This window comes from Pseudomonas amygdali (assembly GCF_002699855.1).
Classification (GTDB): domain Bacteria; phylum Pseudomonadota; class Gammaproteobacteria; order Pseudomonadales; family Pseudomonadaceae; genus Aquipseudomonas; species Aquipseudomonas amygdali.
The window spans coordinates 1-10,678 of record NZ_LKBW01000070.1; the positions used below are offsets into that span (position 1 = coordinate 1).

Annotated in this window: 10 protein-coding genes; 5 read left to right on the forward strand and 5 right to left on the reverse strand. The window is 57.6% G+C overall.

Annotated elements, in window-relative coordinates; all coding sequences use genetic code 11:
* A partial coding sequence (locus AO277_RS07360; protein ID WP_257214196.1) for an ATPase occupies positions 1-659 on the forward strand: 659 nt, incomplete at its 5' end.
* Between the two features lie 18 nt (positions 660-677).
* Here AO277_RS07360 and AO277_RS07365 read toward each other — a convergent pair.
* Entirely contained in the window at positions 678-1,676 is a 999-nt protein-coding gene (locus tag AO277_RS07365) for a nucleoside hydrolase (protein ID WP_044319827.1), read from the reverse strand.
* A 211-nt stretch (positions 1,677-1,887) separates the two neighbouring features.
* On the opposite strand from AO277_RS07365, the gene AO277_RS07370 reads away from it, so the two are divergent.
* The gene (locus AO277_RS07370; protein WP_044319826.1) at positions 1,888-3,858 is read left to right on the forward strand and encodes a putative bifunctional diguanylate cyclase/phosphodiesterase; all 1,971 of its coding nucleotides are present in this window, start codon (positions 1,888-1,890) and stop codon (positions 3,856-3,858) included.
* A 73-nt stretch (positions 3,859-3,931) separates the two neighbouring features.
* On the forward strand, positions 3,932-4,642 hold the full coding sequence (locus AO277_RS07375; RefSeq protein ID WP_031595667.1) for a GntR family transcriptional regulator: 711 nt from the start codon (positions 3,932-3,934) through the stop codon (positions 4,640-4,642).
* On the opposite strand, the gene AO277_RS07380 is transcribed toward AO277_RS07375, so the two are convergent.
* The 3 genes from AO277_RS07380 to AO277_RS07390 form a co-directional block, all read right to left on the reverse strand.
* Positions 4,643-5,593 (reverse strand): PDR/VanB family oxidoreductase, encoded by a 951-nt coding sequence (locus tag AO277_RS07380; RefSeq protein WP_044319825.1) that lies wholly within the window; start codon positions 5,591-5,593, stop codon positions 4,643-4,645. It abuts the gene before it with no gap.
* Between the two features lie 73 nt (positions 5,594-5,666).
* Entirely contained in the window at positions 5,667-6,731 is a 1,065-nt protein-coding gene (locus AO277_RS07385) for an aromatic ring-hydroxylating dioxygenase subunit alpha (protein WP_005743729.1), read from the reverse strand.
* A 147-nt stretch (positions 6,732-6,878) separates the two neighbouring features.
* Positions 6,879-7,766 carry a LysR family transcriptional regulator gene (locus tag AO277_RS07390; RefSeq protein ID WP_002553493.1) on the reverse strand — a complete coding sequence of 296 codons (888 nt, stop codon included), beginning with the start codon at positions 7,764-7,766 and terminating at the stop codon, positions 6,879-6,881.
* 127 nt (positions 7,767-7,893) lie between these two features.
* On the opposite strand from AO277_RS07390, the gene AO277_RS07395 reads away from it, so the two are divergent.
* Both AO277_RS07395 and AO277_RS07400 read left to right on the forward strand, forming a co-directional pair.
* Complete coding sequence (locus AO277_RS07395; RefSeq protein WP_005731857.1) at positions 7,894-8,649, forward strand: gamma-glutamyl-gamma-aminobutyrate hydrolase family protein; 756 nt, start codon at positions 7,894-7,896, stop codon at positions 8,647-8,649.
* Positions 8,650-8,775: 126 nt separating this feature from the next.
* A complete protein-coding gene (locus AO277_RS07400) occupies positions 8,776-9,324 on the forward strand; it encodes a cupin domain-containing protein (protein WP_002553494.1) in 549 nt (182 codons plus the stop codon).
* Positions 9,325-9,381: 57 nt separating this feature from the next.
* Here the strand turns inward: AO277_RS07400 and galE are convergent, their stop codons facing one another.
* Positions 9,382-10,410 carry a UDP-glucose 4-epimerase GalE gene (gene galE, locus AO277_RS07405; protein WP_044319824.1) on the reverse strand — a complete coding sequence of 343 codons (1,029 nt, stop codon included), beginning with the start codon at positions 10,408-10,410 and terminating at the stop codon, positions 9,382-9,384.
* Between the last annotated feature and the right edge of the window lie 268 nt (positions 10,411-10,678).

Here is a 10,678-nt window from a genome sequence, read left to right on the forward strand (position 1 = left end):
CCCTAAGCACCAGCATGATGCTCACTGCGCCAGCCAATGCTGCCGTCTCGTCAGTCTCTACGGTCTCAGAGCAGTCTTGCCACTTCATGCCGGTGGCCGACAGCGCCTCCAGTCTGCAACACACTCAGTCAGTGGGGGTGTTGTACAGCGAAAACACCGTCAGTAACCTCCAGTACCTGAACAACTATCACTCGGTAGCGCTCAGGAGCGGACAGAACGGCGCGCTCGATTCGCGTATCCGCAATGCATTCATCAGCAGTTCGGACCCGAAACTGGCAACCGACTGGCTGGTAGGCTCATTGCAGAAAGAATTCGCCTCGGTGACCGTTTACGACAACCTCGACGCGCTGATGAAAGCGCGCCCCGACGTGGTGGTGATGCTTGATACCTACAACCGTCTGGTAAGCAAGCGCAATAGTCAGGTCGAAGCGCGGTTCATGGCCCGGTTTTATGACACCAATCTGCAATACATCGGCAAGGCAGAAGGTGAGGTGGTCAAGGAGATGACCTCGGTCTGGGTGCAGGGCAAAGCTGCTCCAGAGATTGCCGCACAGATTGACCAGCAGCGTGAGCTGCAGGTCAATGAGCTGAAACAATTCGATGCATCGCTCAAAGCGCTGGTTATGCAAGCCGATAGGGCTCAGGTGGCGGCGAACTGAGTCTAGGTCGCGCCTGGTTCATGTCCGGTTGTTGATGACCTGAGCAAAATTCGCGCTGAACGCGAACTGCGACACACCCACCACGTAGGTGATGGTTCGCGAACCGCTGCCTTGTAGTTGTATCTGTCCGCAGTGATTGTCCTGCGGTGTAATGCTCGTGTTGACGGACAGAAACTGCTCATCAATTTTCGTCGCTTCAATACCGCCTGCCATCAGCATCGTTGCCAGCGGATCGAATATCGGTACCGGATAACCTTCGGCGTGCGTGCCTGATTTGGTTTCAAGCACTTGCCTGACCAGCGTGGCGACAGGGTCGCTCGCCGTAATCTTTTGCGAGTAGCTCGCGTCGAGAATAACCTGGTTGCAGACGTCCAGCGGGACCAGGGTCAATGGCAGGCTCGACTGAAAAACGGTATCGGCCGCGACAGGGTCGACGAACACATTCCATTCTGCGTAGTGGTTACTGCTGTAGGCCTCACCCTGATCCCATTCCTTTTGAGCGCCGTTCAAGGCGGCGACGTTACCGTCAACATAGACAGCTCCAGCCATGGCGACGATCTGCTCGATCATCTGGAAGTCTGCGGGTTGGTTACTCAGTGAGAGCATCTTCGCAATGTTGGTAAAGCCACCCAGCGAAAGAACAGTGATTTTATCCTGGCTGTTCTTCACGGCCTGATACATGAACTCCCACGCGGGAAGGTTTGATAACGCCGGCAAGGCAGCCGGATTGAGCGTTCCCAGAAGGCCCATGATGTCATTCATATCGTTTTTGAATGGTTGTGGAAACCGGTTGTCGTATTCAAGTGGCTTATCGGTGCCTTTTGCCACAACAGTACTGAGACGGTTGCCAATGCCCAGTAAATGCTGCGCGATGATGACGCCCCAGCCGAGATCCGTTTCGCCACATCCAGTGACCGTGATACCGATGATGTCGATGTCCGGCCTTTTCATCAGGTAGGCGATGGACAGTACGTCGTCCCAGCCCATGTCCGTATCGATAATGACTTTCCTGTTCATGGTAATGCTCCCTGCCCATAGGGGACGTTTGAAAAGAGGGGGGTTGCAAGGGTTTTAGATATACCCGAGCACCTGCTCGAAAAGGGTATCGCCTGTTTATTTCCATTAAACCGACGCATGGATCGGTTTTACCGTAAAGAATTAATCACACCTGCCGAGAGNGAGCAGCAAGCCACGTGTGCTTTGACTGTAGTGACAGAGAAGCCTTGCGATGCTGAAAAAACTAGTGAGTGCCTTGCGCACCGTGATGTCTGTACCCGCTGATAATCCCAGGCTGTTGCAGGCCCAATACGTTGCGTTGTCCCGACAGCTGCCATTGATGTATTTCGTGCTGCTGGTCTACACCTGGGCGTTGGCATTCACCCATTGGGCAACTGCTCCGATGTGGCTGACCCTGCTGGTTCCGGCGCTGCTCACTATTGTTTGCGCTATTCGTGCGCGCAAGTGGCTGCTCACGGTAAACCGGCCGCCACCCGCGCCAACCACCATTCTGGCGACGCTGCGCGGGACCAACGGACTGGCAGGCGTGATCGCTGCCGGTTTCGCCGCCTGGTCGCTGTCGCTTTATCCCTATGGCGATGCCTATGCCCAGGCGCACGTGGCGTTTTTCATGGGCATCACCGTGATTGTCTGCATCTTCTGCATGATGCACTTGCGGCCTGCGGCGTTGACCACTGCAGTTGTGGTCAACACTGCGTTTGTTATTTTTTTCGCGTCGACGCACAACATTACTTTCATCGCCACAGCAGTGAACATCGTGCTGGTGTCGATTGGCATGCTGATCATTCTTCAGTATCAATACCGCGATTTCACCAGCCTGGTGAATGTGCAGATAAGAACCGAGCAACTGAGCAATGAGAACCTTCTGCTGGCCAATCAGGACAGTTTGACGGGGCTGCCGAACCGCCGACAGTTCTTTCAGACACTGGACACGGCCTTGCAGGAGGCGCTGGCGCAGCGCACCGGATTGGCGGTCGGCGTGCTGGATCTGGACGGGTTCAAGCCAGTCAATGACCTTTATGGGCATCGTACCGGCGACCGTCTGCTGCTGCTGGTAGCCGAACGTTTGACCAGTGCCTCCAGCGATACAGTGCATGTGTCGCGACTGGGCGGTGACGAGTTCGCTCTGGTTATCAAGGGTGATATCAGCAACGATGCATTGCTGGCGTTTGGTAAACACCTGTGTGAACTGATGCATGAAAGCTTCGAGCTGTCGGATATGTCCATCCAGATTGGCGCAACTTTGGGCTTCGCTACGTTTCCGGCCACTGCAGAAAATGCCACCCAACTGTTCGAGTTTGCCGACTACGCGCTTTATCAGGGCAAAGACCATAACCCCGGAACTACCTGCCTGTTCTCCGCCAGCCACCGCGAGCAGTTGCACGCCGATGGCGTAACCGAGCAGGCATTGCGGCGTGCCAATCTGGAGACCGAGTTCTACGTGCTGTTTCAGCCGATCATTGAAAGCTGCACACGCGAAACGGTGGCTTTCGAGGCTCTGGCCCGCTGGAAAAGTCCGGAACTGGGCTCGGTATCGCCTGCGCATTTCATTCCGATTGCCGAGCGAATCGGCATGATCAACAAGCTCACCGCACCCTTGTTGACTCATGCATTGAAGAGGGCCTTGTCATGGCCGGCGCCCATCAGACTGTCGTTCAACCTGTCGGCGCACGACTGCGCGACCTGGGAAAGTGTCAGTACCATTGTCGAGATCATCGAAAACAGCGGTTTCGATGCCTCACGGCTCGATCTGGAAATCACCGAAACGGCGGTCATGCAGGACATTGCCCAGGTACAGCAGGCTATTGCACAGTTTCGGCAACTGGGTTGCGGTATCTCGCTGGATGATTTTGGCACCGGGTACTCCAGCCTCAGTCAGTTGCACGCGCTGGCGCTGACCAAACTGAAGATTGACCGCAGTTTTGTAACTGGCGTGCATGACAATCCGGCGAGTTACAAGATCGTGAAATCGCTGGTTGCCTTGAGTCTGGACATGTCTCTTGGCTGCGTGATTGAAGGCGTCGAGACGCAGGATGAGCTGAATGCACTGACCAGCCTTGGGTGCACGATGGTGCAGGGTTATTTCTACAGTCCACCGATCAGTTTTGAACAAACCCTAGTGTGGATCGAAACGCCGGATGAGGAGCGCACCTTCGGTTATGCAGCCTCGTGCCGGATCTGATCGACTGCGCTTGAACCATTCCCCTGTGTACGTGGAGTAAGATGCGTTTTTCGATCTCCACGGAATCCTGTCAATGAGCAAACCCGGGCAGACCATTCTTGTTGCGTTGCGCAAGATGATTGCGTCAGGCGAGCTGGCGGCCGGCGAGCGCTTGATGGAAGTGCCGACCGCCGAGCTGTTCGGCGTGTCGCGCATGCCGGTGCGTATGGCGTTTCGTACCCTGGAGCAGGAAGGCCTGCTGGTGCCCTTTGGCGGGCGCGGTTTTCAGGTGCGCTCGATCACGCCGATGGAAATCGCCGGTGCGGTCGACGTGCGTGGTGTTCTGGAAGGTCTGGCGGCGCGGCAGATGGCCGAACGTGGCTTGGCGCAGGAGGCTCGGGACGAGCTTGAAGCCTGCCTGGTGCAGGGCGATGCGCTGTTCGAAAAGGGTTATGTCACTGAGGACGATCTTGAGGTCTATCACGACATGAATATGCGCCTGCATCGAGTGATCGTGGCGGGCAGCGGTAATCGCGCCATTGCCGATGCGCTGGCACGCAACGACCATCTGCCTTTTGCCTCGGTGACGGCGCTGGCAGTGGATCGCGATAACCTGATTCGCGAATACCGGCGCTTCAATTTCGCCCACATGCAGCATCATGCGGTGGTGGATGCGTTAGTGAGCGGGCAGGGCGCTCGTGCCGAGGCGATCATGCGTGAGCATGCCAATGCTACCCTGCGCTACGCGGAGATTTTCGGTGCCGGTTTGAACGAACGCATGAAGGTCATCCAGCGCTCGAACTGATCAGATGTCGAGCACCAGCAGTGGGGTTTTCGAGCGTGAGCAGCATGGCGTGAACTGATCGTTGAGCGCCTGCTCGTCTTCAGTCAGAAACAGATCCCGATGATCCGGAATGCCCTTGAGGACGCGCGTCAGGCATGTGCCACACACACCTTGTTCGCACGACAGCGGAATATCGATGCCGTGGCTTTCGAGCACTTGGGCGACCGTCTTGTTGGCAGGAACGGCAAGTACCTGGCCGGTGCTGGCAATCTCGATAGAAAAGCTGCCGTCATTGCTGGTGTCCGCCGGCTCTGCAGAAAAGTACTCCCGGTGCAGATTGTCTTCAGACCAGCCGGCAGCACGGGCGCTGTCGAGGATGTGTTGCATGAAACCACCCGGTCCGCACACATACAGATGGGTATCGGGTTGCGGCTGGGCGAGTACATTGGCAGCATTCAGCGCGGTAGTGGGCTGTTCATCAAGGTGCAGCGTGACCCGGTCGGCAAATGATGAACGCTTCAGGCGCTCGATAAACGCGCCGCGCTCGACGGAACGAACACAGTAGTGCAATTCGAAATCGGCACCCTCCAGCGCAAGCTGTTCAGCCATGCACAGAATGGGGGTGATGCCGATGCCGCCCCCAAACAGAAGCGTGCGACGGCTGTTCCCGGCCAGCGGAAACAGGTTGCGCGGCTCGCTGATGCGTAGTTGCGCGCCTGATTGAATCTGTTCATGCAGGCTGCGCGACCCGCCGCGTGAAGCCGGATCGTTGAGGACACCAATCAGGTAACGATGACGCTCGTTCGGTGCGTTGCACAGCGAATACTGGCGGATCAGCCCGTCAGGCAAGTGCACGTCAATGTGTGCGCCTGCCGTGAAAGACGGCAGCAACTCGCCATCGGCTCGCACTAGCTCGAAACTGCAGATATCCAGCGCTTCATCGTTACGTGATAACACGGTCACGTCGATCATGGTATGTCCTCGGGTGACCGCAGCACGGGTCACTTCTGATTGTTTTCAACGCATTCGGGCTGGCAGCAGGCGGTCATTTAGTGGCCATTACTGGAATCTGTTCAGCTGTGCTGGCTCGTTCGGCAGCGATCAAGCGTTCCAGAATTTTGCGCGACTGCACACCGCCGGCGTCGATGTTGAGCTTGAGCAGGTTGCGCTGCGGGTGCTGAAGCAGGTTCTGTTGCTGGCGTTCAAGCATCTCCAGGTCTTCGCTGAAGATCTTGCGCTGCCCCTCGCGGATGGTGGCCGTCAGTTGCTCGTCAGCCGGGTTAAAGTTGCGCGCCATGCCCCAGAAGTACCAGATCGAGGTGTCGGTCTCTGGCGTGATGAAGTCGACAACGATGCTCGATGCCTTGAACTCGTGAGGCGCGTGATAGCCGCCTTTGCCCGCGTGTGCTACGCCTACCTCGATGAGTACATGGCTGGGCGGGGTGAAGCGGCAGATCTGCCAGCGATCGACTGGCACGTCATCGGCCAGGTTGTTGCCACGCAGCGCCATCTGCCAGAACGGCGGCGGCATGATGTTTTCCATGTGGCGCGCGGTAATGACTTCCTCGCCTTCGACTGTCGTGACAGGCGCTGCTTCGTCGATTTCCTTCTGGCCGATGCTCGACGCATGCACGTAGGTTTCGTGGGTGAGGTCCATCAGATTGTCGATCATCAGGCGGTAGTCGCACTGAATATGAAACAGACCGCCACCGTAGGCCCATTCGTCGCTGACCGCCCACTCCAGATGGTGGATGAGCGCCGGATCGGCCTTTTCCCGGTCGCCAGGCCAGACCCATATGAAGCCGTAGCGCTCGACCGCGGCGAAGGTTTTGTTGCAGGGGAAGCCTCGAACACGCTGGCCGGGCATCGCGGCGGTCTTGCCATCGCCGCCCATCACCAGCCCGTGATAACCGCATACCAGTTGGCCGTTCTCGACATAACCCAGCGACAGCGGAGCACCGCGGTGCGGGCAGAAATCTTCCAAGGCGACAACTTGCTGGTTCTGGTCGCGATAGAAGACCATCTTTTCGTTGCAGATCTGCCGGCCCAGAGGCTTGTCGGCGACTTCATCCGCTGTACAGGCGACGTACCACGCATTTTTTGGGTGCATGACGGTTCTCCACGGTTCGATTATTGGTCTTATGGATCCACAGAATGAATCATGTTGTTTTCCTCGTGATTATTAATGCCACAGGATCAAGATTAATCCAATGATTAATTTGATTAACTATTATTTAATGGATCCACAGACTGGCCATCAGGCGCATCTGGACACCAGCAATGCTGCTCGCAGACGGGGGGCGAGTGCTTCCAGAAGGGTCTGCACAGAGCGCAATGCCCGGCAGTCGGGACGCGTCAGTAGCCACAGATCGGTGCTGCACCCTTGCAGTGGTTCACTCAACCTTTCCACTGAGGCAAGGCCCTGAATCGTGAAATCGGTCAAGGCCGCCACGCCCAGACCGGCAGCGACCAACTGAGAGACCGCCGACATGTTGCTGCAACGATAGCGTGGGCTCACCGCCGGAAATGCCTGTTTACGCCAGATCACCGAAGGGTGGTCGGGCATCGAGTCGTCCGGGCTGATCCAGGGAATGGAGGCAGGGCTGTGTGTCAGCGCATCGCGGTATTCGGGGCGACCACAGATGAAGTAGTCCGCGCTGCCCAGGCATCGTCCGATCAGGTGTTCGGGCGGGGTATTGGTCAGGCGCAGCGCGATGTCGGCATCACGACGGCTGAGGTTGGCGAACGCGTTGGAGGTGGCCAGTTCCAGCGTGAGAGCAGGGTACTGCGGCATGAAGTCCGCGAGCGTTGGCAATAGCAGGCTGTGCAATACCGCGTCAGTGCACGTCAGGCGTACCGTACCGCTGACCACCTGTTCGCCTTGCTGCAAGGCGATACGGGCAGCGGCGAGTGCCTGTTCGGCGTGTTCAGCCTGCTCGGCCATGGCCTGGGCAGTATCCGTCGGAATGTAGCCGCGGCGGTTCTTTTCAAACAGCGCAGCACCGAGGGCTGACTCCAGACGTCGGATCGAGCGGAACACTGTCGAAATATCAACGTGCAGCAGATCTGCAGCACGCGCCAAGGTCCGGCCGCGTACCAGCGCCAATACCAGGGCAAGATCGGCATGGGTGATTTCATATTGCATCGCTGCATTGTTCCTTTGCCTGAATGCCTATGTTTGTTGCGCAGATGAGTATCCTAGACTGGTTTTATCCCGCCTGGATAGCGTCATATTGACGTGCTGGCTCACCAGATTCACAAGGACTCAACGTATGTCACGACCTCCCTTGATCGGCGTTACTGCCTGCCGTCAGCAGTTGGGCAAGTACTCCTCTCACACCGCAGGCGATAAATATGTCGAGGCGGCTGCGTTTGCGGGTGTCCCGGTCATTCTGCCCGCGCTCGACGTGCCCACCGAGCCTGCGCAGTTGCTGGCCTCACTGGACGGTTTGCTGTTTACCGGCTCGCCGTCCAATGTCGAGCCGCATCATTACAACGGCCCGGCAAGCGTGGAAGGCACTGCCCACGACGTGTTTCGGGATCGCACAACATTACCGCTGCTCAGGGCCGCCATCGCCCAGGGTGTGCCGGTGTTATGCATCTGCCGTGGTTTTCAGGAGCTGAATGTTGCACTGGGCGGCAGCCTGCATCAGCGGGTCCAGGAATTGCCCGGTTATCTGGATCACCGTGAGCCGCAAAGCGATGTGCTGGCCGTGCAGTACGCGCCGCAACACCCGGTGCAGGTGCAATCTGGCGGGTTGCTGGAGGCGCTCGGGCTTGCGCCGGGGTTCGAGGTCAATAGCCTGCACAGTCAGGGAATCGATCGTCTGGCATCGGATCTGCGCGCGGAAGCACTGGCACCCGACGGTCTGGTGGAAGCGGTTTCCCTGCCCGGTGCGCCAGGCTTTGTGCTGGGCGTGCAGTGGCACCCGGAGTGGGAGTTCATGAACAACCCTGTGTCGCTGAGCCTGTTCACGGCATTCCGTGAAGCCTGCCTGGCGTATGCCCGGAACCGTCAGGGCAGCTAGTGCGATGAGCTGCTGAGTGTTGCTGACAAACGTGATTTAATATCCGGCTTTGCGGCCTGGGCGATGGACAATCCATTCCTCCTGGGCTTTGCTTCACTCATCGGATATCTTTCGCACAAGGCCATTATGGATACGGGAGCACGACTCAAACTGGTGCGTGAAAGCTACAAGCTGTCACAACGTGAACTGGCCAGACGCAGTGGTGTGACCAATGCCACGATTTCCCTGATTGAGCAAAATCGTGTCAGCCCCTCTATCAGCTCGTTGAAGAAGCTGCTTGAGGGCATCCCCATGACGCTTGCGGATTTCTTCACCTTCGACCAGCCACCGGGGCAGGATCAGTATGTATTCCGCGCCGGTGACCAGCCTGACCTGGGGCGTAACGGTGTTCGCCTGCTGCTGGTCGGCGCAACCCTGCCGAGCCGCCAGATGCGTTTTCTGCGTGAGCAGTACGCGCCGGGCGCAGACTCGGGTGAAGAGCCCATCGTCCACAGCGAAGGCGAGGAGTGCGGGTTGGTGACGCGCGGCACCGTGGAGCTGACCATCGATGGGCAGGTCAATATTCTCGGTCCCGGGGACGGTTATTACTTCCCGACCACCTTGCCACACCGCTTCCGCAACATTGGCCAGGACGAGGCCGAGATCATCAGTTCCAACACACCGGCCAATTTTTAGCGCACAGCAGCCTGCTGCGAGGGTAATTCCCCGCCACTTTACACCTTTGGCCGCACCTCAACTGACCAGTGCTGTCGGCATATAACCCTGTGGGTTCATACACTGCCAGCGCCAGGCGTCAGTGAGCATCGAATCAAGGTTGAACCTGGCGCGCCAATCCAGCTCACGCAATGCTTTCCCCGGATCCGACCAGCACACCGCAATGTCTCCGGTCCGGCGCGGCTCAAAGATCAAAGGCACGGTTTTGCCGGAGATACGTTCGAAAGCGTGCACCACCTCAAGCACTGAATAACCCTGCCCAGTCCCCAGATTCCAGACGGATACGCCTTTTTGGCCGCGTATTCTGTCCAGCGCCTTCAAGTGGCCCTCGGCCAGATCCATTACGTGAATGTAGTCACGCACACCTGTACCGTCCGGCGTCGGGTAGTCGGTGCCAAAAATGTGCAGGGCAGGGCGTCTTCGATTCGCGACCTGCAGCAGGAAGGGCAGCAGATTATTTGGCGTGTTGCAGGGCGACTCGCCCAGAAAGCCGGACGGATGGGCGCCAATGGGATTGAAGTATCGCAGCAGCCCGATGGACCAGCGTGGATCCGAGCGGGCGACGCTTTTCATCACATGCTCGGCCATCAGTTTGGAATGCCCGTAAGGATTGGTCGGCAAACCCAGTGGGCAGTTCTCGTCCAGCGGCATTTGCTCACGGTCGCCGTATACAGTCGCTGATGAGCTGAACAACAGGTTGAACACGCCTGCCTGCTCCATCGCCTGACACAGGTTTACGCTGCCACTCACGTTGGTCTCGAAATAGCGCAACGGCTCTCTGACGCTTTCGCCCACTGCTTTGAGCCCGGCGCAATGCACCACAGCTTTCACTGGGTGGCGAGCGAATAGCCGGTTCAACGTCGCTTTGCTGCGTACATCGCCGTGGATGAACTCCACCTGTCGCCCGCTGAGTGTTTCCACCCGGCTCAATGTCTCTAGCGAGCTATTGCACAAGTTATCAAGCACCACGACATCGTGGCCCTCTTCAAGCAATTCAAGCGCAACGTGAGCGCCAATGTATCCCGCACCACCGGTAACCAGAATCATGATTATCCTTCCTGGATGTTCGCCGCCTCGGCAAGAGGCGTGCTGAGGGCTCGGCGTCGTGACCTTTATCAACAGGACGACAGAGGAGCCTTGCTTGCGAAAATCAGGACCAGACCACCGCGTGGGGAAAACGTACCGCAGGTGCCAAAAAACATTCGCTCAAGACTAGGGGCGTATTTGTTCCGCCGAGTTCAACTGTTCATGAGACTGTCAGAAATTTTGTGTTCGGGCATAACATGTAGCTAGAGGTGCATGTATGCCGACCAAA